This is a genomic window from Aquimarina litoralis (genome assembly GCF_019295435.1).
GTDB lineage: Bacteria > Bacteroidota > Bacteroidia > Flavobacteriales > Flavobacteriaceae > Aquimarina > Aquimarina litoralis_A.
Map to the genome: position 1 here is coordinate 74,123 of NZ_WEKL01000112.1, position 22,497 is coordinate 96,619.

A 22,497-nucleotide genomic window follows, 5' to 3' on the forward strand; every position below is an offset into this window, starting at 1 on the left:
ATGTTTAGTATGAAAAGTATAAAAAGAATTTTTACGTATGCTTTTGTATTGGCCCTTATCTCATCTTGTAGTGAAGATTTTTTAGATATAGATGTAGTTGATTCAATTACAGAAGATAATTTTTATCAAACAGATGACCAATTATTGGCCGGAGCAAATTCATTGTATGGACAATCCTTTTTTACAACCAATGATAAGTTTATGTATTCGTTAGATATGTTATCTGGGAATTCTATTGGTTTTGAATCAGATGCGCCTTGGAGATTATTCTCAGTTGGTGTAAATAATGGAGTGTTGTTAGAAGGATGGGAAGGTTTCTATAAAGGGATTGCCGATGCAAATCAGTTGTTGAAAGTAGTTAGTCAACCATTAAATGAAGAGATTTCGGAAGATGTAAGAAATCAGGTAGAAGGTGAAGCCAGATTTGTGAGAGCTTTTTCTTATTTCTATTTAGTGCGCTTGTGGGGAGAAATTCCTGTTATTGATGAAGTAACTTCAGATACTTCTACTTTATATCCGCTGAATACAGTTTCTAGTATTTACGCATTTATAGAAGATGACCTGAAAAAAGCAGCAGAGTTATTACCTACAGGTTCTTCTGGAGGGATAAGAGTTGGAAAAACAGCTGCATGGGCATATTTAGCAGAAATGTATCTAACGCTTAAAGAATATGACAAGGCAAGAGATTATGCACAGTTGGTTATTGATAGTGGATTACATAGTCTACAACCTAATTATCAGGATCAATTTATAGATCCTTCAGCAAGTGTAAATAGCGAAGGGATATATAGATGGGTTTGGACTTCTATCAATGGATTATGGGGTATTCAGAATACCAATCAAGCATACCTTATTGCTAGTGACGATGTGATTGGTAATGATGGGTCTTTTGGCTCTGTATCGCCAAGTATTGATTTGTTTCTTTCCTTTGATAAGGTTACAGATGCTGGAGAAGAAGATTTACGTAGACAATGGATTATTTGTGAACCAGGAAGATTCTATCCTGAGTTGCTGACTAGTGAAGGTGGATGGACTTTCCCTGAAAATGGCGACGATTCTTCTACTAGATTGAGGTACAGAAAATATGTTGTAGGGTCATTGAATGAACATCCAAACGTGTTTTTTATGAGAACAGAAATGAGTACGCAATTAATGAGATATGCTGATGTACTTTTGATATATGCAGAAGCAATTATGGGTAATGCTGATTCCACAGGAGATGCTGCTGCAGTAGATGCTTTTAACCAAATAAGAAGAAGAGCTGGATTATCCGAAAAAGGAATGATAACAAGAGAAGCTCTTATGGATGAAAGAAGGATCGAATTTGCTTTTGAAGCTGGCAAATATTGGTTGGACTTAGTGAGAATGGATAGAGAAACAGCTAAAGATATTATTAGAAATCAGGATAGAGGAACTGTTAATACATTGGTTCCGTTTAATGTGGTTTCATTATTTATAGATGGTATTGATAATGATGATTTTTTATTGCCAATACCGTCGGCTGAGTTATCATTTATTGATACAGCCAGTCCTGCAGTAGACTATATAATTAATGACTAATAAATAAGTAATGATGAAAAAAAATAAAGAAAAGATATATATCCAGAAATTACTTGTTTTATGCTCAGTAATTGGCTTATGGGTATTCACATCATCTTGTGATGATGATAATGAAAATGGACTTCAATTTGGAAATCCAGAAATAGTAAATATAGTATCACTTGGAGATGAACCAGCTATTAATGAAGGATTCCCGGCAGAATTGGTAAGAGTGGAAGGTACTGGTCTTAATGATATGAAAGAAATCATTTTTGATGGCACAGTAAACACCTTTTTCAATTCTACATTAAATTCTAATGTGGCACTGTTTTTTAATGTTCCTTTTGATGCAGATCAGGGAAGCCGTTTTGGTAGTCAAACAGTTACTTTTACCAATTTGTTTGGAGAATCTGTTTCAACAGAATTTACGATCAAACAACCAGGTCCTACTTTAACGGTAGCGGATACTTTTTCGCCAGCAAAAGGAGAAGCTGGTATTGAAATGAGAGCCTTTGGTAATTGGTTTTTTAATGTTGAAGATGTGCTTATAGATGGAGAATCTGTAGGAGATTTTACAGTAGTTTCTCCACAAGAAATTCTTTTTACTTTTCCTGAAGGAAAAACAGAAACTACCGAATTTACAGTAGTAACTGCAGGAGGGATGGTTTCGAAAGATTTACCTATAGTTGGTGGTATTGTAGAGGTTTTATTTAGTGATTTTGATGGAAATGGAATACCAAACATTAATAATAATTACGAGCCTGGAGGCGATTGGTTCTCTTATGGGGATAATATTTTTGAAATTGCCAACGGTTTAGGTGTAGATGGAAGCGGAGGAGCAGAAATTGTTTGGGATGGAACTGGTTCATTAGGATTTACAGGAAGTGGACATCAAGATGTAGCTCCTGTTACCACCTCGACGGATTCTGAAAATGCGTTTATTCTCCTTGATATCAATGGAGATGATTATCCAGGAACAGTGTTAGAGTTTATTTTAAAAGACGCAACTACAGATACTTGGATTTTTAAAGTGCCTTTAACAGGGTCAGGATGGCAAACCTTAAGATTAAGAATGTCTGATTTTGGATTTGGATTTGATGTTGGAAACCAAGGTATGGGTGACCCCAATCCTGCTACTCTTGTAGCAATAAGAATGCAAATCAGTCAGGAAGGTGGTGCAGGAGCGGTACCTTCAGGTTATAGATATGATAATCTTAGGCTAGAGGTACTAGAGCTTGACTAAGGTACCTCCCAAAATAAATTAATATAATAACGCTTATCCAGAGGAATTAAATCTAATTTAATTGGCTTTACTTTTCTGGATATGCCTTCCATAAAATAATTACAATGAAAATAGAAAAAGTTTGTAACAAGGTCTTTTACGCCTTGTTTTTCATAGCGATAACAACTTTTGTGTCTTGTTCTAGTGATGATAATACCACTAGTTTTTCGGCTGTTCCACCAGTTGCACAAGATGCTTCCGAGATTGATTTTACAAGTTTTAGAGCAAGTTGGAGCAATGTATTTTTGGCTAGCGGATATGAATTAGATGTTTCTACAGACCCTAATTTTGGTTCTTTTTTACAAGGATATGAAAGTTTAGCTGTAAATCAATTATTTCAAAGCGTAACAGGATTATCCCTTAATACGGAGTACTATTATCGGGTAAGAGCGATAGTAAATGGAGTTACATCTGAAAATTCAAATACCATTAGTGTCGAAACGAATGAAGAATTTCCAGATGATATCACATTAAAATCGGCTACAGAAGGTAATTTCTTTGTTGGTGTTGCCGTTTCTGAAGCGAGAACGAATATAGCTGCGTATGATGAGGTATATACAAGAGAATTTAGCAGTATTACAGCAGAAAATGATATGAAAATGGAATCCATTTTCACAGGTATTGATGGTTCTGGAAACATCATTTTTGATTGGAGTAGAATAGATGGACTAATTGATTATGCTGAGGCTAACAATCTAAATGTTCACGGACATACACTAATATGGCATAGAAGTATTCCGCAAGCATTGGAGGATTTTACCGGTACAGATCAGGAATTTGAAGATCTAATCCAACAATATATTAATGCGGTGTTTACAAGGTATCAAGGAAAGATTAATTCTTGGGATGTTGTTAACGAAGCTATAGATGATGATGCAGGTACGCAATGGAGAAATACATTATTCTTGCAACGAATGGGAGATAATTATGTAGAAAAATGCTTTGCTTTTGCAAGAGCTGCGGATCCAAATGTAAAGTTATTTTATAATGACTATAACATGACATTTGATGGTATAAAGAGAGGAAAAGTATTGGATATGGTTGATGACTTGTTGGCAAGTGATCTTATTGATGGAGTTGGTTATCAAATGCATATAGATTATAATTTCCCAAGTAGAGAACAAATACAAGAAGCTACGGATGAGTTGGTAGCAAAGGATGTAATAGTACATTTTGCAGAATTGGATGTAAAACTAAATGCAGCCAACGATTTAACAGATCTTACAGATGAAAGAGCTGAGGCACAAAGACAAAAAGTGCGAGAAGTTGTTGAGATATTTAATGCAATTCCACAAAACAAGAAATATGCGATAACCGTTTGGGGATTAAAAGATGATGATACCTGGCTAATTCCAGAAAATAATGGAAGACCAGAATGGCCTCTTTTATTTGATGAATCATTTGAGAAGAAACCTGCTTATTTAGGATTTTTAGAAGGACTATAATAACACACATATAGTATATTTTAAATTAGAGAAACCCTGTAAATTAAATGTTTTACAGGGTTTCTTCTATTATATGATGATATTTCGATATAAGTATAAAAGAAGGATATTAATAATTCAATCCAATTTCTCGAAATAATATTTACTCAATGTGATAATAAAGTACTAGTTCAGCTGATAAAAGCAGAAAATAAGAACCAATTGTGAATTAAAAAACTTTTAATCTAGTATTATATTATCATGTTTCAACAACAAAAAGATAAAAACTAATTGCTTTTGCTGATTTTCTTTCCACTAACAACATAAATGCGACAAATATTATAGTAAATGCTTTTTTTACTGTATCAATTTGGGCTTTACGTTTTTAAATTGTTAAAAAATTATAAAGTCCATAATTACAATTATCCTAGAGAAACTTGTAATGAAGACTTAAAAATACTAACTCAATATTAATTTACTAATTATGAAAACTCTAAAAACAACTAATTTATGGTGGATCTGTCTTTTTATCTTTATGGCTTGCGATAAAGAGGACCAATCTATTGATCAGGTTTCAGAAGATTTTGAAAATGATATCATTGTGAATGCTAATGTGGATGAAACAAACATTTTAACTAATAGAAATAGTGGATGGACGAATGTTTTTTTCGATAATTTTAATCAGGGAGGAAATCTAAATAAGTGGGAACGCACTCATGGAAGAAATGATTATAATTCAAGAATCTGTGCCTATAAATACTGGAATTCTTCTATTCAAAATTTTGAAAATAGGAGCTGTCTTAGGTTACGATCTTATAAGGTTGGTCAAAATAGGTACGAATCTGGTCATGTGAAGTCATATTTTAACTTTAAACCTAAAAGAAATGAACAATATAGAGTGTCTGCTATGATAAAATTTACAGCACAAGATTTTAATAACAATAGAAGGCAATTTAGAGAAACCTATGGTGCCTGGCCTGCTTTTTGGACAGTAGATGAAAGTGTGTGGCCGCAACATGGTGAAATTGATATTATGGAGGGTTTTACATTTGGTGGATGGAGTAGATATTCTAGCAATTTATTCTATGGTAGAAACTTTCTGCAGAATGAAATGGGGACCAGTGCAGAACGTAAATTTAATTTGAATGATAACAACTGGCATAAATATGATATGTACTGGACGAATCAAAATGGAAATATATACATTGATGTTTTTGTAGATAACAACCAAGTTGCAAACTATGGTAACTGGGTCAATCCAAATTTAAGATTAGAAAACTTTGGACCTCATAACGTGATTTTGAATATGCATATAGGATCAGATAATTCACTTTTTGATAATTCAAGAATCAAACTCTTTAAAAATACATTTATGTGGGTTGATTGGGTACGAGTGGACAAAAAGAATATATAACCCCAAATTTGTTGAATATTTCTAATAGCATTTACATGGTTTTGTTTCATGTAAATGCTATTGTTTTTTATAGGAATAGAATCCATATTAATTTGTAGCAGATAAAATAGTATTCGCTAATAGGGTAAAGAAAAAATGGAAAAGTGGTGTAAATTTTCACGAAAACGTTTTCGTGAAAAAACATGAAATTTGGCATCAAAAAAAAACAGGTTAAAACTTTGATTAACAGTGGTTTGAAATAAAAATATATAAGGTCTTAGCATAAAACCAACTTATTGTTTCCTTAATTTTTTAACGCTTTTTATAAGGATTTGATTTCCAGTTAATTGTTTGAAAGAAAATGTAATAGTTTTAGATCAACTAATTATCTAAAACACAAACTTCTTATGAAGACAATTACAACTAATCTATTCACATTATTATTGCTCTATGCTATGATGGTATCAGGGCAAGTCACAATTCAGATTGAGGATCTAAATATTGGAGGCCCTTATGCGGGAGCTATTGATACACCATTTAATGGTGTTGCTTTTTATGGAAATAATGATAAAGCAGAAGGCACAGTAAATCTTTCAGCTGTTCCTGGTTTATATCGTGTAGAAATTATGGGAGCTTCTTCCAATGACAGCGAAGCAAGGATCGACTTAATGCTTGCGGGAAATAGCGTAGGTTCCTTTGGTTTTTCTGGAACTTCAACCTCTACAAGTACAAAAGAGATAACCATATCTGGTACTAATTCTGTTATATTGGCATTAGAATTAACCACAGACAATGGGTCCAATGATACCTTTTTGGATCAGATCACTTTCACTTTTTTAGGATCTCCACCTCCTTCAAGAGCTGCCCCTGTAATTCCCTCATCACCATCTTTTGAATCTGGAATCTATAGAAATATGTTTGTAGAATCTGGAAAAACAGAAGCAGCTGTAGCTCAGAAAATGAATGCTATTTGGGATCAATATTTTGTCAATGGAGATAGCAACAATGAACGACTTTATTACGAAGTTGGAAATGATATGGCTTATGTATTAGATACAGGGAACAATGATATTCGTTCTGAAGGAATGTCTTATGGAATGATGATCTGTGTACAATTAGGAAAAAAATCAGAATTTGATAAGCTATGGCGTTTTGCTAAAAGATATAGTCAGCATCCTGTAGGTACTCAAAGAGAAGGTTTATTTTCCTGGCAATTAAACAGAACTAATTTTTCTATGATTGACCAGAACTCTGCTCCAGATGGAGAGGAATATTTTGTAACCGCCTTATTTTTTGCAGATGCGCTTTGGGGTAGCACTGAAGGGATCAATTATCGAGCAGAAGCAAATTACATTCTAGACAGCATGCTTAATAAACCAGCTCCGAGTACAGGATCTTGCCCGACTGCTTTGGTAGATCTAGATGAGCAACAAATAGTTTTTGGGATTTGTGGTAACTCAGCCAGTTTTACCGATCCATCGTATCACCTTCCGGCTTTTTACGAAATATGGGCGTTAGAAGCAGACAATAACAATCAGTTATGGGCAGAGATGGCTAATGTAAGTAGAACCTATTTATTACCCAGAGCAGCGCATCCGCAAACAGGATTAATGCCTGATTATTCAGAATTTGATGGTACACCAGTAAATCAAGGAAACCATGGTAATTTTGAGTTCGATGCTTGGAGAAATATTATGAATATGGGATTTGACTTTGCATGGTTTCAAAAGAATAAAAATAGTGTACAACCTTTGATTGATAAACAAATTGATTTTTTTAAAGACAAACCAGGATATAGTTCATTGTGGACATTAGATGGGTCTTTTAGTAGAAATAATGATCACTCTCCGGGATTAGTAGCTTGTAACGCAGTTGGTGCTTTAGCACTAGAAGATGCAAAAGTATGGCCTTTCATTGATGAGTTTTTTGATACTCCGATTCCTTCAGGCCAATATCGATATTATGATGGGTTACTATATATGATGAGTTTTATGCATTTATCAGGAAATTTTAAAGCTTTTTCTGATGGTATTGATATTCCAGATTGTAACGGCACTCCGTTTCCCACAGCAACGGTTAGTACTACAAATGAAACGATGCTAGGAGCAAATGACGGAAAAATTACCTTTGCTTTTTCCGATGTTTCTGGGAGAAGTGCTATAGAATTTAGTAACGATGGCGGCACAACCTATCCATTACAAGTAAATGACAACGCAGGATCTGCAACATTTAATGATGTTTCTCCAGGCAATTATAGTGTATGGGTGCGTTGGGGTAATAATGATTGTCCAACAAATTTAGGAAGTGTTGTGATAGCCGAAGGTGATCCGTTAGATCCAATACAGACACCTTTCAAAAACAATAGCATTCCTGGTATCATACAAGCAGAGGATTATGATAATGGAGGACAAGGAATCGCTTACAACGATGCTGACGCTAGTAATAATGGAGGGCAAGGGAGAACAAATGAAGGAGTAGATATTCAAAATACAAGTGATACTAATGGAGGTACTAATGTAGGATGGACCGCTAATGGAGAGTGGTTAGAGTATACTATTGGTAGCGTGAATACAGGAATCTATGATATAGTTGTAAGAGTAGCCAGCACGCAAAGCAATGCTAAATCAATAGCACTAAAATTAGGAACATCCATTTTGGGGTCTGCTGAGATTCCAAATACCAATGGATGGCAATCTTGGCAGGATGTGATCATACCTAATGTACAAATCACTAATAATAATGTGAATCAAGTTTTACGATTAGAAATATCTGGGGGATTGTACAATGTAAATTGGATAAAATTTCAAACATCCGATGATTCTGGAGGTACCTCTTGTGAGAAAATAGAAGCAGAGGATCATGTAGAAAATTTTTATCAGCTAACTAATGATAATGGTGTAATAACGAATATAGGATACTCGCATTGGTTAAAATTTGATAATGTCAATGTATCAGGAGGTAAATTTACCTTTAGATATTCCAAAGGGAATACTGAAAATGGGTATATGAAGATACGCTTGGATAACAATCAGGAAAGTAATACAATAGCTGAAATATATCCCGAAAGTACAGGAAGTTGGAATACGTATGTAGATAAAACTGTAGATATATCTGTATCAGGAAATCATGTAGTATATCTTTATTTTCATAATGCTAGCAGAAATATTCAATTAGATTGGATTAGTTTTAATTCAGAATGTGATCAGCGACAGACAGATGAAAATGTTGTAAAAGAAGAAATAGGAACAGTACAGATATATCCTAATCCAAGTAAGGGGTCAGTACATATACTATTGTCGGAATATGATGCTATTAGAAAAATTGTGCTATATGATATTTCAGGCAGAGAGATAAGAAGTATACAAGATATTCAACAAAAAGAATATAGTTTCAATAATCTTAGTAAAGGTGTTTATCTTATCAAGGTTCATAATCAACACAAACCAATCATTAAGAAAATAATTGTTAATTAATAGGAATACTAAACAATCAAACAGTTATAACAGTTTGGTTATAGCTGTTTGTTTTTAAAACTATTATTTCGAAGTTTTTTGATCCAATTTCAGTTTTTTATCTATGCATAATATAGAGTTCTGATCTTTCAAAAGAAAACCGAGATTAATAAGTTTTGATTTTAACCCTTCTAAGGCGTTATGGGATGTATAATCAAAAGTTATTTTATAATGTGCTAGATCAATGACTATATTAGAGATACCTTCAGAAAATAGTATGTTCTTCTTAATAAAACCGCTGTAATCCTTGTTAGATAGGTTTTTGATGAGCATTGTAGCTTTCATAACTCTTTATTTATAGTTACAAACTTATTATGTACATGAGAATCTGGAAATGATAAATATCACCCAAATACAAACAATAGGAGATGACAAAAGTCATCTTTTTTCAAAGGCTTAAGATTTAATTTTGAAGTATTAACTAATAAATTTTAGACCGATGAAAACCATATTGATTCCTGTTGATTTTTCCGAAACTTCTGCAATAGCTTTAGAGGTGGCTGCAAATATTGCTAAACGAAATAAAGCAAAAATTATATTAACGCATATGGCTGGAGTAGAGGATAGTTTACACAAAAAACCTAATGATTTTGAAGAAGCAATATATTACAGTAAGTTAATTGGTAAAAAAATGGAAGATTTTATAGATGTTCCTTTCTTGAAGGGTATTCTTATAGAATCTGTGTTGCAAAAACATGTAAGTTTTAAAAGTATTTCTCAATTAGCCATTGAAGTAAATGCATCTTTAATTGTTATGGGATCTCAAGGTAAAGGAACCGTACCATTTTTTAGTGGTAGTAATGCAGAGAAAGTAGTTAGAAGTTCAGAAACACCTGTTTTGGTTATTAAAGATAATGAACCACAATTTTCTCCTGAGCGTTTACTATATGTTAGTGATTTCCAATTAGAAACTGTTAATGCATATCATCGTATTATTGAGGCCGCCACTATGTTGGGATCTCGCATTGAGTTTTTATATGTAAACACTCCTGGAAGTAGCTTTAAAAGCAGTTATGAGATAGATCAAACCCTTTTAAAGTTTTTTAAAGAAGTTAAAAGAAGAGATCCGATTTCAGCAATTAACATGGTTCATCGCTATTCTGACTATTCAGTAGAAAAAGGTATTATGAATTATACATCTCTTAGAGAAACAGATATCATCGCAATCGCTACTCATGGTCGTCAGGGATTATCGCACTGGCTTAAAGGAAGTATTAGTGAAGATGTAGCTAATCATGCTTCGAAACCTGTGCTAACAGTTAAAATGTAGCAATGGAGGATCCAAATCCTATGCAGCATTTTCATCGATGGTTTATAGAAGCAGATCAAAAATATGACGAGATAGAACCGAATGCCATGACACTATCAACTTTAGGTAAGGACAATTTCCCAACTAGTCGAGTTGTTTTGCTTAAAAAATATGATTGGAGAGGTTTTTATTTTTTTACAAATTATCATAGTAAAAAAGCTCAAGATATTCAGCAAAATACTAATGTATCTATGGTATTTCGATGGAAGAAATCCAAACGCCAAATTAGTATTGAAGGAAAAGCAAAAAAAATATCAGAGAGTGAATCAGATGCTTATTTCTCTCATCGTCCAAGAGGAAGTCAAATTGCGGCTTGGGCATCACAACAAAGTCGAGTCATTTCTTCTAGAGATGTAGTTGAAAGCGCAGAAAAGAAATTTACAAACTTGTTTGAAGGTAAAGAAGTTCCAAGACCTCCTTATTGGGGAGGTTTTTTGGTTGAACCCATAGTTTTTCGTTTTGCTAATTTTATAAGACTCATAAACGACAATGAAACTTATTTTTACAGACAAGAAGAGACCTATAGGTTACAACCGAATTTTCTTTGGAATTTTCAAAAAGAAGAATTTCTAGATGATATCAGATGACTATAAGCCTTCTGCTATTTTTTCAAGAGCTTTATTATCTTCAATTTTAATACGCTTACCATTTGTGGAGATAATGCTTTCTTTTTTTAAAGCAGATAACATTCTAATACAAGCTTCTTTTGCAGTTCCTACTACATTGGCGATATCTTCACGAGTAAGAATCATGGCTAAATAGCCCTCATTATCCGTTCCAAAATTAGTGTTTAAATATAATAGGGTTTCCGCAATTCGCTGCTTTACAGATTTATGAGCCATATTTACAATAACGTTATCTGCAAATTTTAAATCTTCTGCCATTTTAACTAATACCGCTTTTGTAAATGCCACATTATCATTAATATTATCGGTAAGATGGTTCTTAGGAATATAACAAACTTCCATATCATTCAAAGCTACTGCACTTAAATTAGCACGTTGCTCGGCAATTACCGATCGTTGCCCGAGTACTTCTCCCTTAGTGGCTAATTTTACAATTTGATCTTTACCGTTCTCACTCGCTTTAGAAAGTTTGGACACACCATTTCGTACACAGAAAACACCATTTAAACGTTCACCTTCTTCAAAAATAGCTTCTCCCTTTTTTATACTCTTAGTAACTTTACTATCAGAAATCTTTTTGAGTTCGTCTTTACTTAGGGTTTTTAGGGCATTTAGTTGCCTAATGATGCAATTTTCACATCTGTTTTCTTCTGTTTCCATCTTTTCTAATTACTATTAAGATACTCATATTAAAAGACGGTACAAAGGTAATAAATGGTATTAGGAAGGACTATATACATAAGAAAACAACATGATTTGTGTATGTCTATAAAGATTTTATACTATTAAATAATGCTGATCTCAATAGAATTCTGTTAGAGTAACATTTGTATCCGAGATCAGCAAAATTATAGATTTTTGTAAGGACATCTCTTTTTAGAATAAAAGATTAATGATCGTAATCAGGGAACATATGATTAAACTTCCAAGTAAAGTATGGAATACAATTTTTGGTTTTTGTACGGTTAATATAGATGCCAAAAGACCTGTACATAAGGTTACTACCATCAATAATTCGGCAAACTGTAACATTCGACTTCCGTTTTGGAAAATGGTAAATACAGCAATACCTCCTAAACAAGTAGAAACTATAATAGATAATGCAGCGTACATCATAAAATGATCTTGCCAATCTTTACTAAACTTTACATATAATTTTTGCATAACGATTTAATTTTAATATTTGGATAGTGTAAAATTAGATCACTTCATCACCAAAAAAGATGACTTTTGTCATCCTTTCAAAATTATATACCTAGTATTCTGCCTAAAATTTCATCGGATTAAAATGATATTATTGATTTTTTTATAAGGTGTTTAGTAGTTTTTTTGAGAATATATGCTATAAGAAATTATAGTAATGAAAGCTTGTTAAAAATTTGATAGTCAATTATTTGAATTCTGGTGTGGTATCGTGAAAATCAATGCTTTTAAAAGAAGGTTATAAATAATTTTTATGCTTTTTATTATAAATATAAATAAAAACATATGAATTAAGCTCAGTACTTTTACAACCAGAAAATCGTAAGCATATCAAAAAAACATTCAGTATGGAAACGGATATTCAATGGTCTTCAAGAACTATACAAGTGCTCAATGAGAAATCAGTTCTTACGCTCAAAATCAACAAATCCAAATTTTTTAATACTTCAAAAATAATTGGACTAATCGTATTCTTTGCGGTTTATGTCACGGCAACAATTCTTAGTTATTTCGCAAAAAGTGAATTATTTCCGGAGCTTTTAAAAGTAGGATTCGTAATCGGATTAATAGCATTTGTAACGATAAAGTCAAAAAATAATTTTAAATCAAAATCAGCATAATTATGGTATCAACAGAAGTTACACACAAGGTACAATTGGTAGATGGAGTTTTTACACCGTCAGAAGCATCAGATGTGATCAATAGTTTAATAAGAGAAAAAGTAAATTTTCATAAACTACATCGATTATCAATTTGCGAAGGTGATATGCACAGCGACACAAAATTTGATGATAGTCGAGTATCTCAGCTACTACAGGAAAAAGAAGATTTCAAACCAATTTATAAGGAAGCGATGTTAGGAGGTAAAAGAGTGAAAATAACTGGTGTTTTAAACATTGAAATTATTGATTAACTCCTATTAATTTTTATAGATGAATCTACATCTTTTGGTTGATAATTTAACCAATCCAGCATTACTCTTCTTCGTATTAGGAATCATTGCTTCACAAGTAAAAAGTGATCTTAAAATTCCCCAAAACTCTTCTAAGTTTATTTCATTATATCTCTTGCTCTCTATTGGTTTTAAAGGAGGGCAAGAGTTAGCTCACAGTTCGTATAGCGCTGATATTACCTACGCAATTATAGCCGGAATTGTCATGGCTCTTTTAGTTCCTGTATATACATTCTTTATTTTAAGATTAAAATTTACTGTAGAAAATGCAGGTGCTATTGCTGCGGCATACGGTTCTGTAAGTGCAGTTACTTTTGTAACTGCAGTAAGTTTCTTAGAAATGGAAGGGATTGNTTTTGGAGGTCATATGGTAGCAGTGATGGCACTTATGGAAGCTCCTTCTATTATTATTGGCGTATTGTTATTACGATTATACTCTAATGGTAAAAAATCTGCCAGCGAATTATTTCAATTAGTTCAACATGCGATTACCAATGGAAGTGTTCTTTTAATTTTAGGTAGTTTAATTATTGGATTTATTGCCAGTGATGCTCAAGCTGAAGGAATCAAGCCATTTACAACAGATATTTTCAAAGGATTCCTAGCAGTGTTTTTATTAGATATGGGAATCACAAGTGGACAAAAAATCGGAGCGTTGCTCAAGAAAGGGTGGTTCGCTTTCTTATTTTCAATTATAATTCCATTAATCAATGGCTTGCTAGTAGCCAAAATTTCTGGAGCTTTTTTGTCTGATGAAGGAGATCGGTTTTTATTGGCTATTTTGGCAGCAAGTGCCTCCTATATTGCAGTACCTGCAGCAATGAGAATAGCAGCACCAAAAGCTAATCCTAGCTTGTACCTTCCAATGGCGTTGGCAATTACGTTCCCCTTTAATATTACACTAGGAATGCCAATGTATATGTATATCATTCAAAGCTTTTAATACCTAGAGAAATTATTCAATCTCCAATAATGACATCTTACCACTAATCTCATCTTTTTTAGTAATATTATATACCATTAAAAACATTCTAATATCATTTTCATGAGCTGTTTGATATACATTTTCTAACAAGTGTTTCTTAGTGAGTTTTACTAATTCTAGTGGAGCATACTTGGTTTTAAAATAATAGGTTGTAAATGGATTGCATCTATTCCATCCCCTTTTATTTTCTTTATAAATATGAATCCAATCATTAGCGCCTTCAAGCTCACAGAAATTACCATTTGGTAAAATGGTAAACCCAAAAGAATGTGCTTCTGTTTTTTGATCGACATCTGAAGAAATATTTTTTTCTAGATTTTCCTGCCTCAGATGGTTTTTGTTAAAATTTAATAATACTTCTGCTTTCTGAATACCTTCGAAATGGTGTGTTATTTTGTGAAAAAGTTGTTGTTCTAGTTTCAATTGTAATTATTTTAAATGATTGATGATTATGGAATTAACGGTTTTTGAATGAGGATAATTACATTGTATAACGATATTAAGTGCAAGTATTACTTATAGGTTCTATTACTTTAGTGCAGAATTAGGGGAATTTGTTACCTAGGTTAGGGGAGTTTTTTACCACTTCACCAGTATTTGTACATTAAATAATATCATATTAAGGTTTTAATACTTTATTTTTCTTTTGAAAATGATACGAGTATAGGGGTAACATTATAGGCTTTTTTGATACTTATTATAAAGGGATATATAAAATATTTTAGTGTCGAATGTTTTAGGAAAGGGAAACTTTTTATTATTATAAAAGGGAAATTATAGTAAAATAGCATATAGGTATTATACATAATTTCNTTGCTCATTTTTTTCGGCACAAAAAAGAATATAACCAAGTAACTACTAAATTTTAGAAGTGTGAAAAGAATACTACTAATAGTGACCATAGTAACCACAAGTATTTTTTATGGTCAAGAACAGGTTCCATTTATAGATTATGATCAAATTCTGGAACGAATTTATGAATTAGAGGAGAAAGAAGATTATGAAGGTGTTCTTTCAGAATTAGAGAAAATTAGTGTAAACGATTCCATTTATACCTCAAATTTGGTAACCAAATCCTATTACTTACTACAGCTAAAAAAATATGATGAGGTAGTTAAAATTTGTGATCAGGGACTTCAAGCTGAAGATGATACCGAAGAATATTCTTTTTATCTAAATAAAGGATTAGCACAAATTCAAGCAGAAAAGTATGAAGAAGCCATAAAAGTGTATACCAATGCACTTCAAAAATATCCTAAAAACAATGTGTTGTACCACAATTTGGGATATATATATCAGAAAATGGAAGAATGGGATAAAGCATTACAAAACTATAAACAATCGGTAATTCTTAATCCTTTTTATGAAAAAAGCCATTTAGAGATAGGAAAATTATGTTATAGAAACGGTAAAATAACACAAGCTCTCATGGCATTTAATATGTATTTGATATTGAATCCTGATGGAGAAAGCTCGTTTAGCGTACTCAATCTGGTAAATAATTTGGTTTCTCAGGAAAACGAGTATGACCCTATAGGAATTATAATTTCTAAGGATGATGAGACCTTTGAAGATATTGATCTAGTGCTGAATAGTAGAATAGCAATGAGCAAAAACTTTAAACTTGAAAATAAAATTAATATTGGTTTAACCAGGCAGAATCAAGCACTTTTTGAACAGTTACAAGACTATGAGGGGAATGGTGGATTTTGGGATCGAAAATATGTGCCTTTTTATAACTGGATTGCTGAGAATAACCATTTTGATGCTTTTACTTATACAGTTTCCTACAGTATTCAGAATAAAGATTTCAAAAAAATAATAGATAAGAATGTAGAAGATATTAAATCTTTTATAGATGTGTCCTATGATAAGTGGCAGGAACTTATGGAGGCCGATAATGAAGAAATATTCGAAGGGAAAAAACAAAAAGTTACGTATGCCTATGAAGATTACAGTTATTTACAAGCAGTAGGAATTACAAAGGAAGGTAAAAAAATAGGGAATTGGGAAATCTATGATAATAAAGGAAGACGTTCTGGAATTGGAAAGTTTAATGAAGATGGAGTGCGTACTGGAGATTGGCAATGGTATTATACATCAGGAAAAATCTCTGAAATAGAGAATTATAAAGATGGAAAATTAGACGGGCCTTACACCTACTTTTATAAAAACGGGAATAAGGAAATTGAATGTAACTATAGTACTGGAGAGTTAGAAGGAAATTATAAAAAGTATAACGAAAAAGGAGCGCTTATAGAACATAAACAGTTTAAAAAAGGAGTTCTTGACGGAAAGTATCATTCTTTTCATAAAATTGGAAAAATTGCCAAAGATTATGAAGTAGACTATAAAGAAGGAAAACCAGTAGGAATGGTTCGGCAATATTATCCAGATGGTTCTTTATTTAAAAAACGTCCTTTTCAGGATGGAAAAGTGAATGGAATCGAACAAATATATTTTAGTACAGGAGAACTTAGAGCAGAGTACCAGTATAAAGATGGGATTTATAATGGCTCCTATGTAACCTACTATCGTAATGGACAAAAATCTGAAGAAGGTATTACTACTGACGGATACTATGATGGGAACTGGAAATTATACTATCCTGATGGGAAATTAAAAAATGAGATTATATATGACAAAGGAGAATTGAATGAGGCTTACACCGAATATGATGTAGATGGAAAATTACTGTATGATTTTACCTATAGAAATGATGAATTTATAGCCTTCAAGTATTATAATAAAAACAATGAAATTGTCGAAGAAGGAAAAAAGAAAAAAGGAGAATTTTATTATAAAGGATATGATGCATTAGGAAGTCTAATTACAGAAGGGTTATACGATATTAAGGGAGGAAAAAAAGGAGAGTGGAAGTATTATTCTGAAGGATATATGACAAACAAGGCAACATATGAAGATAATATGCTGCAAGGGCCTTACTATAGTTATTTTCGATCTGGCAAAGAAGAATCAATAACTCCTTATAAAAATGATTCTATTCATGGATATTATAGCAGGTATTACGAAAATGGTACACTGGCAGAACAAGGATGGTATAAGGATAATGAAGTTCATGGAAATTGGATTTTGTATTATCAAGATGGAAGCATTAAACGAGAGAGCTTTTATCATAAAGGGAAACAACACGGAACACAAAAATTCTATGGTGTAGAAGGAAAATTAGTGTCTAGCACCACCTATAATTATGATGACATAGTTTCAGAAAAACAATACCATCCAGGTGGTAGTTTGTTACAAGAAGTGTTGTACGATCCTACAAAAGAATCATATGACATAGCTATGAAAGGATATAACGGAAAAGTACATGCTACAACAAAATATTTACATGGTGTAAAACATGGAAGTTATGTGGCGTATAATAATGAAGATAAAAAGATTATAGATGGTGGTTTTGTCAATGGAAACCTTCATGGTTCTTGGACTTGGTACTATGATAACGGAGAAGTAAAAAGGAAAGGACAATACTTTCAAGGTAAATTTGATGGAGAATGGACTACTTACCATGAAAATGGCACAATTAATGAGAAATTTTACTATGAATCTGGGAAGTTAAACGGAGTATACGAATCTTATAATGAAGAGGGTATTTTAACTCGTAAAATTCCTTATTTGAATGATAAAATGCATGGAGAGAGAGTTTTTTATAGTCCTGATGGAAAATTACAGGTAATTCGTTATTACCATAATGATAAGATTATTGGTTACAGTTATCATGATAAAGAGGGTAACTTAAAACCTATGATTCCAATAAATGGTTATACTGGAAAATTAAAAGCATATTTCGATAACGGGAAACCTTCTATGGAGGCTGAGTTTCAAAACGGAGTACTCGTTAATGAATTTAAAGCGTATTATTATTCAGGGCAGTTAGAACGTATAAGTGATAATAAATTTGGTGATACACATGGGAAATACACCAAATATTTTGCAGATGGGAAAGTAAAAGAAGAAATGATGTATGAATATGGAGTGCTACACGGATTTTATAAAAAATATCATCCTAATGGGAATATCAAAGAAGATATATCGTATCTTAATAATGAACGTAGTGGAAAAGCACTTTATTATAATGAAGCAGGAAAGCTTACTAAAGAAAAAGTATATTATAACGATGTAGCCACAAAATAAAATAAATATATGCTTAGGAATGGATTTATGATAATGGTATTCCTGCTGTCTTTTGGAGGACAAGCCCAAAATACCTCACCTTTGTTTAAAGAATACAAAGCGAAATACCCCGATGATTATTCGGTTAAATTATTAGAAGAGAGAAATGTAGATATACGTCTTAAAAACGGAGAGATCCTGATTACTCAAGAAGTGCTGGAAGAAAATCTATATTTGGATGCAGCAGCGACATATCAATCAAAACAATCCATAAACTATTCGACTTTTTTAGAGGTAGAATCGATCGAAGCTGCTTCTATGGTGTATGAAAATGGTAAATACAATACTATCGAAGTGGAAGATTTTGTAACAAAGGATGAGATGGATCAGAGCTTCTATGACGATTCTAAATCTATTAATTTTATTTATCCCAATTTACAACCTGGCTCCAAGTCAAAATTAAAATATAAAGAGAAAATTAAGAACCCTCGTTTTCTTGGAACATTCTTTTTTGCAGATTTTCATCCTACCGTAAAAAGTAAACTTACGATTACAGTCGACAAAAATATTTCTATAAAGTTTAAGGATTTTAATATCGGAGAACTTCCGATTAATTTTTCAAAATCTGAAAAAAGAGGCAAACAAATCTATACATGGGAAGTTAATCAAATGGATAAATTTGAAATTGATCCTGGCGCTCCAAATTTTAGAAATACCTTGCCGCATCTTATCCCTATGATTACCGAATACGAATCCAAAGGGGAAAAAGTTAAAGTTTTAGGAGAAATAGCAGACTTATATGGTTGGTATTATTCGTTGGTTAAAGATATTAATGAGTCAGAGCCAGATCAAGAATTACAACAGATTGTACAGAAATTAACAAAAGACAAAAAAACGGATCTAGAAAAGGTAAAAGCAATTTACTATTGGGTTCAAGAGAATATAAAATATATCGCTTTCGAATATGCTTTAGGAGGTTTTGTTCCTAGACAAGCAAATGACGTTTTCAACAAAAAATATGGAGATTGCAAAGATAATTCAAGTATACTACAAGAAATGTTGGAAATAGCAGGATTAAAAGGAAACCTTACCTGGATTGGGACCAGAAGCATTCCTTATAAATATGAAGAAGTTCCTACTCCTGCAGTAGATAATCATATGATCCTTACGTATATAGATGGTAATGATGTATATTATTTAGATGCCACAGGAAGATATATCCCTATCGATTTACCTACTTCTTTTATTCAAGGAAAAGAAGCGTTAATAGCTGTAAATGAGAATGAGTTTGATATCAAAGAAGTTCCAGTTATAGATGCAAAAAGAAATGCTCTTGTGGATTCTACCTATATAAAGATCGAAGATCAAACGATAAAAGGAACAGGTAGTTTTAATTTATCAGGATATTCTAAAATAGATTTTTTTAATGCTTTTGAAAGAGCAAAAAAAGAAGAAAATTTAAAGTCGATTTATACTAGAGAGCTGAGAAAAGGTAGCAATAAGTTTTTGATTGAGAGTTTTGAAGAAATTAATAAGTATGATTACGAGAAAGACTTTACAATAAACTACTCCTTCAATATCAAGGATTATATGACTTCATTAGATGATGAAACATATATAAATCTCAATTTAAATAAAGAGATTAGTCGTTTTAAGCTTAAAAAAGATCGAAAAAGTGCTAGAGAATATAGATACAAATCATACACTAAAAATGTAACAGTGCTTGAAATTCCAGAGGATAAAACAGTATCCTATATCCCAGAAAGCTTTTCTATTTCCAATGATTTTTTCGAATGTTCCATAACATACACAAAAAAAGCTTCCGCTATTGTTTATGAACTAGAAATGAATCAGAACTTTATTTTATTAGATATTTCTCAACAAAAAGAGTTCAATAAGCTGATCAAAAAAATAGAGAAGAATTTTAAAGAAGTAGTGATCCTAAAAGATAAGAAGTAAATAAATCCAGTGCATTTGACAACTAAAAAGTTATAAATGAAAGAACTAAAATATTTTGCAATTGTAATTTTTTTGACTTCCAATTTATGGAGTCAAAAAGATCCTTACTATACAACCTACGATTGGAATGACGATCCAATAGCTAATATTGATTTAAAAAAATATGAAGATAAAGATATAGTAGCTTTTAAGGATAAAGTAGTTAATGAATTCTATTTTTTAGATAATGACGATTTTGTAGAATATTCATTAATCCATAAGCTATATTGGCTTAATTCAAATGATAATATAGAAAAATATAACAAAGTATATCTTCCTTCGAGTTCGAATTCTGAATTGGTAAAAAATAAGGCTCGTGTGATTACCAAATCAGGGAAGATCATAGAATTGGATGATTCTAAAATTTTAACATCTAAAGACGAAGAAACAAAACGTACACTAAAATACTATGCATTAGAAGGTGTAGAAATAGGAGGTTTTATTGAGTATTTTTTTGTGGTAAAAAGATATCCTGGATATACCGGTAAAAGGATCACATTACAATCAAATTTTGAAAAAGAGAATGTGAGTTTTGAACTTTTAGCACCTTCTAATCTTACTTTTAAGACAAAAAGTTACAATGAACTTCCTGAAGTTATTCAGGATACTACTAATACAGACAAAAATCATTGGAAGCTACAACTGGAAAAATTAGAAGCGATAGATAATGAAGAACAAGCTCCATACGGAGCTATGAAGAAATTCTTGGTGTATAAGCTAGAAAAAAACACTAACAATCCTACTAATGATATTGTTTCTTATCGAATTGGTTCTCAAAATATTTATAAAAATTTGTTTGTAGATACCGACGAAAAGCTGAATAAAAAAATAACAAAGTTCTTAAAATCTGTAGAAGATGCTAATAGTGAAGATATAGCTACAAAAATTAGAGCACTTGAAAATTATATTAAGGCTAATATATATGTAGCAAAGGTAAATCGAAAAGATCTGGAAGATGTTTCGAGTATCCTAGAAAATAAAGTTGCTAATGAAAGAGGAATAGTAAAACTATATTTGGCTTTATTTAAAGCCTTAAACATTAAACACCAACTCGTGTATACTACGGATAGAAGGGACATGAAGTTCGATAAAGGCTTTGAAGCCTTTAACTTTTTACAAGAAAGTCTTATCTATTTTCCTAAAGTTAAGTTATACATGGCTCCTACCAAAATAGAGTCTAGATTAGGATTCCCTCCAGGATATCTCACCGATAATTATGGATTGTTTATAAAACCAGTGACTATAGGAGGTTTTACATCTGGAGTTGGTAGTGTAAAGTATATAAAACCAGTAAATTATGATAAGACTAATTATAATTTGGTGATGAACGTGAGTTTTGATCCAGACGATCTTACAGTGACAGAACTAAAGATGGATCGCGTAATGGACGGATATTATGCGGTATACATCCAGCCTTTTATGGATATTGCCAAAGAGGAAAATAAAGATGAAATGATAGAAAGTGTGATTAAATCTATCAATCCTAACATTGAAATTTTAGAAAAGAAAGCCTTGAATGCTTCTTCTAAAGACTTCGGAAGTAGACCTTTGCAGATTATAGCAGATCTAAAATCAGAGGATTATGTTGATAAAGCAGGTAATAAATACCTATTTAAGGTCGGAAAAATTATAGGTCCTCAGCAAGAGATGTATCAGGAAAAAGTTCGACAACTTCCCGCAGAAAATGAATTCGAAAGAAGTTATGATCGAAAGATAATTGTAGACATACCTAGTGGATATCAATTCAAAAATCTAGATAAGATTAATATGAATGAATCTTACAGTAAAGAAGATAAAGAATTGTTTATGTTTTCATCATCTTATGAAATAAAGGACAATCAATTGATTGTGTCTATCAAAGAGTTTTATAATCAAAATATTATTGATGTTGCTCTGTACGAAGATTATAGAAAAGTGATCAACAGTGCAGCAAACTTTAATAAAGTAACTTTGGTATTGGAAAAGATATAAATCATTTTCTACTTCATATAAACTCTAATTTGAACCCATGCCATTTAGGTCTTCTTCGAGTTGTGTTTTAGGATAAAATAAAAAGAATTCTTGTTGTATAAGTAGTAGTACGTATTATTTACGCACTAGTTCGTATTTCATGTAAAAAACCGTGTATATACTTTTGTTT

17 protein-coding genes are annotated in these 22,497 nt (G+C 32.0%); 13 read left to right on the top strand and 4 right to left on the bottom strand.

Translation table 11 applies throughout. The features are described from left to right. Positions 1–9 precede the first annotated feature (9 nt). From GBO31_RS25965 to GBO31_RS25985, 5 genes are all read left to right on the top strand, one after another. A complete protein-coding gene (locus GBO31_RS25965) occupies positions 10–1,560 on the top strand; it encodes a RagB/SusD family nutrient uptake outer membrane protein (RefSeq protein WP_219011552.1) in 1,551 nt (516 codons plus the stop codon). Positions 1,561–1,570: 10 nt separating this feature from the next. Further along, positions 1,571–2,782 (top strand): hypothetical protein, encoded by a 1,212-nt coding sequence (locus tag GBO31_RS25970; RefSeq protein WP_219011553.1) that lies wholly within the window; start codon positions 1,571–1,573, stop codon positions 2,780–2,782. Between the two features lie 104 nt (positions 2,783–2,886). Next, complete coding sequence (locus tag GBO31_RS25975) at positions 2,887–4,266, top strand: endo-1,4-beta-xylanase (RefSeq protein WP_219011554.1); 1,380 nt, start codon at positions 2,887–2,889, stop codon at positions 4,264–4,266. 463 nt (positions 4,267–4,729) lie between these two features. Beyond that, complete coding sequence (locus tag GBO31_RS25980; RefSeq protein WP_219011555.1) at positions 4,730–5,659, top strand: glycoside hydrolase family 16 protein; 930 nt, start codon at positions 4,730–4,732, stop codon at positions 5,657–5,659. 386 nt (positions 5,660–6,045) lie between these two features. Then, positions 6,046–9,111 (top strand): glycosyl hydrolase family 8, encoded by a 3,066-nt coding sequence (locus GBO31_RS25985; RefSeq protein WP_219011556.1) that lies wholly within the window; start codon positions 6,046–6,048, stop codon positions 9,109–9,111. A gap of 63 nt (positions 9,112–9,174) precedes the next feature. Here GBO31_RS25985 and GBO31_RS25990 read toward each other — a convergent pair whose 3' ends face one another. Continuing rightward, the gene (locus GBO31_RS25990) at positions 9,175–9,435 is read right to left on the bottom strand and encodes a hypothetical protein (protein WP_219011557.1); all 261 of its coding nucleotides are present in this window, start codon (positions 9,433–9,435) and stop codon (positions 9,175–9,177) included. A gap of 154 nt (positions 9,436–9,589) precedes the next feature. Here GBO31_RS25990 and GBO31_RS25995 point away from each other — a divergent pair, with 154 nt between their 5' ends. Continuing rightward, entirely contained in the window at positions 9,590–10,420 is an 831-nt protein-coding gene (locus GBO31_RS25995; RefSeq protein WP_219011558.1) for a universal stress protein, read from the top strand. Positions 10,421–10,422: 2 nt separating this feature from the next. Next, the gene (gene pdxH, locus GBO31_RS26000) at positions 10,423–11,046 is read left to right on the top strand and encodes a pyridoxamine 5'-phosphate oxidase (protein WP_219011559.1); all 624 of its coding nucleotides are present in this window, start codon (positions 10,423–10,425) and stop codon (positions 11,044–11,046) included. On the opposite strand, the gene GBO31_RS26005 is transcribed toward pdxH, so the two are convergent. Next, on the bottom strand, positions 11,047–11,745 hold the full coding sequence (locus tag GBO31_RS26005) for a Crp/Fnr family transcriptional regulator (protein WP_219011560.1): 699 nt from the start codon (positions 11,743–11,745) through the stop codon (positions 11,047–11,049). A 216-nt stretch (positions 11,746–11,961) separates the two neighbouring features. Then, the gene (locus GBO31_RS26010) at positions 11,962–12,249 is read right to left on the bottom strand and encodes a hypothetical protein (protein ID WP_219011561.1); all 288 of its coding nucleotides are present in this window, start codon (positions 12,247–12,249) and stop codon (positions 11,962–11,964) included. Positions 12,250–12,635: 386 nt separating this feature from the next. Between GBO31_RS26010 and GBO31_RS26015 the strand changes: the two genes are divergently transcribed. The 3 genes from GBO31_RS26015 to GBO31_RS26025 are packed head-to-tail and all read left to right on the top strand — an operon-like array spanning position 12,636 to position 14,183. Continuing rightward, a complete protein-coding gene (locus GBO31_RS26015) occupies positions 12,636–12,908 on the top strand; it encodes a hypothetical protein (protein ID WP_219011562.1) in 273 nt (90 codons plus the stop codon). 2 nt (positions 12,909–12,910) lie between these two features. Next, a complete protein-coding gene (locus GBO31_RS26020) occupies positions 12,911–13,201 on the top strand; it encodes a hypothetical protein (RefSeq protein ID WP_219011563.1) in 291 nt (96 codons plus the stop codon). A 19-nt stretch (positions 13,202–13,220) separates the two neighbouring features. Then, positions 13,221–14,183 carry a sodium-dependent bicarbonate transport family permease gene (locus tag GBO31_RS26025; RefSeq protein WP_219011564.1) on the top strand — a complete coding sequence of 321 codons (963 nt, stop codon included), beginning with the start codon at positions 13,221–13,223 and terminating at the stop codon, positions 14,181–14,183. A 12-nt stretch (positions 14,184–14,195) separates the two neighbouring features. Here GBO31_RS26025 and GBO31_RS26030 read toward each other — a convergent pair whose 3' ends face one another. Continuing rightward, a complete protein-coding gene (locus GBO31_RS26030; protein WP_219011565.1) occupies positions 14,196–14,648 on the bottom strand; it encodes a hypothetical protein in 453 nt (150 codons plus the stop codon). A gap of 450 nt (positions 14,649–15,098) precedes the next feature. Here GBO31_RS26030 and GBO31_RS26035 point away from each other — a divergent pair, with 450 nt between their 5' ends. Genes GBO31_RS26035 through GBO31_RS26045 form a run of 3 tightly spaced genes read left to right on the top strand, consistent with a single transcriptional unit; the run spans position 15,099 to position 22,328 of the window. After that, a complete protein-coding gene (locus GBO31_RS26035; RefSeq protein WP_219011566.1) occupies positions 15,099–18,380 on the top strand; it encodes a tetratricopeptide repeat protein in 3,282 nt (1,093 codons plus the stop codon). Positions 18,381–18,389: 9 nt separating this feature from the next. Continuing rightward, the gene (locus GBO31_RS26040) at positions 18,390–20,318 is read left to right on the top strand and encodes a DUF3857 domain-containing protein (RefSeq protein ID WP_219011567.1); all 1,929 of its coding nucleotides are present in this window, start codon (positions 18,390–18,392) and stop codon (positions 20,316–20,318) included. Between the two features lie 36 nt (positions 20,319–20,354). Further along, a complete protein-coding gene (locus GBO31_RS26045) occupies positions 20,355–22,328 on the top strand; it encodes a DUF3857 domain-containing protein (protein WP_219011568.1) in 1,974 nt (657 codons plus the stop codon). The last annotated feature ends 169 nt before the right edge of the window (positions 22,329–22,497 follow it).

Bases quoted from the DNA above. Each gene is read 5' to 3' on its own strand.
- GBO31_RS26010 (WP_219011561.1), bottom strand. From the start codon at position 12,249: ATGCAAAAATTATATGTAAAGTTTAGTAAAGATTGGCAAGATCATTTT.
- GBO31_RS26020 (WP_219011563.1), top strand. From the start codon at position 12,911: ATGGTATCAACAGAAGTTACACACAAGGTACAATTGGTAGATGGAGTT.
- GBO31_RS25995 (WP_219011558.1), top strand. From the start codon at position 9,590: ATGAAAACCATATTGATTCCTGTTGATTTTTCCGAAACTTCTGCAATA.
- GBO31_RS26040 (WP_219011567.1), top strand. From the start codon at position 18,390: ATGCTTAGGAATGGATTTATGATAATGGTATTCCTGCTGTCTTTTGGA.
- GBO31_RS25990 (WP_219011557.1), bottom strand. From the start codon at position 9,435: ATGAAAGCTACAATGCTCATCAAAAACCTATCTAACAAGGATTACAGC.
- GBO31_RS26045 (WP_219011568.1), top strand. From the start codon at position 20,355: ATGAAAGAACTAAAATATTTTGCAATTGTAATTTTTTTGACTTCCAAT.
- GBO31_RS26005 (WP_219011560.1), bottom strand. From the start codon at position 11,745: ATGGAAACAGAAGAAAACAGATGTGAAAATTGCATCATTAGGCAACTA.
- GBO31_RS26015 (WP_219011562.1), top strand. From the start codon at position 12,636: ATGGAAACGGATATTCAATGGTCTTCAAGAACTATACAAGTGCTCAAT.
- GBO31_RS25985 (WP_219011556.1), top strand. From the start codon at position 6,046: ATGAAGACAATTACAACTAATCTATTCACATTATTATTGCTCTATGCT.
- GBO31_RS25980 (WP_219011555.1), top strand. From the start codon at position 4,730: ATGAAAACTCTAAAAACAACTAATTTATGGTGGATCTGTCTTTTTATC.
- GBO31_RS25970 (WP_219011553.1), top strand. From the start codon at position 1,571: ATGATGAAAAAAAATAAAGAAAAGATATATATCCAGAAATTACTTGTT.
- GBO31_RS25975 (WP_219011554.1), top strand. From the start codon at position 2,887: ATGAAAATAGAAAAAGTTTGTAACAAGGTCTTTTACGCCTTGTTTTTC.
- pdxH (WP_219011559.1), top strand. From the start codon at position 10,423: ATGGAGGATCCAAATCCTATGCAGCATTTTCATCGATGGTTTATAGAA.
- GBO31_RS25965 (WP_219011552.1), top strand. From the start codon at position 10: ATGAAAAGTATAAAAAGAATTTTTACGTATGCTTTTGTATTGGCCCTT.